Genomic DNA, 865 nt, shown 5'->3' on the forward strand with positions numbered 1-865 from the left:
CGCCGGGGGTGGGTGGGGTTGGGGGGCGGGATTTTTCGTTGCCGGTGGTGGGGGGTGTGTTGGGGATTCCGGAGGTGGTGTTGGCGGCGTATCGGAATGCGGAGTTGGCGTTGGGGTCGTCGGTGCCGGGGTGTGGGTTGTCGTGGAGTTTGTTGGCGGGGATCGGGCGGGTGGAGTCGGGGCATGCGCGGGGTGGGCGGACGGATGCGGCGGGGACGACGGTGTCGCCGATTTTCGGTCCGGTGTTGGATGGGAGTTTGCCGGGGAATGAGGTGATCCGGTCGGGGGATGGGGGGTTTGCGCGGGCGGTGGGGCCGATGCAGTTCTTGCCGGGGACGTGGGGGGTGTATGCGGCGGATGGGAATGGGGATGGGGTGGCGGATCCGCATAATGTGTTCGATGCGGCGTTGGCGGCGGGGAAGTATTTGTGTGCGGGGGGGTTGGATCTGCGGGATCCGGCGCAGGAGTTGCGGGCGGTGTTGCGGTACAACCATTCGTTGTCGTATGCGGGGAATGTGTTGAGTTGGTCGGCGGCGTATCGGAGTGGGGGGTCGCCGGCGCAGGTGCGGGTGTCGCCGGAGTTGGTGCCGCCGGGGTCGAGGGGGGTGGTGCCGCCGTCGGATATGAGTGCGGTGCGGGTGCCGGGGGTGCCGGATCCGGGGCAGGTGCCGCGGCGGCCGGTGCCGCCGCCGGCGCCGCCGGTGCAGGTGATGATCAATATTCCGGGGTTGCCGCCGATTCCGTGTGGCATTTTCTGCCCGCCGCCTCCGCCGCCGCCTCCGCCGCCGCCGGTGGATGGGTGTGTGGGGCAGCCGGTTCCGGCGCCGATGCCGCGGGTGGGGTTGCCTGGTATCGGGTTCGGGCC

The 865-nt window shown here is 70.2% G+C and carries 1 protein-coding gene; it reads left to right on the forward strand.

All coding sequences use genetic code 11. The annotated features are described in order from the left end of the window. Positions 1–8 precede the first annotated feature (8 nt). On the forward strand, positions 9–865 hold an 857-nt coding region (locus tag NA4_RS44010), incomplete at its 3' end, for a lytic transglycosylase domain-containing protein (protein ID WP_174553057.1).

Source organism: Nocardia amamiensis NBRC 102102, assembly GCF_001612745.1.
Classification (GTDB): domain Bacteria; phylum Actinomycetota; class Actinomycetes; order Mycobacteriales; family Mycobacteriaceae; genus Nocardia; species Nocardia amamiensis.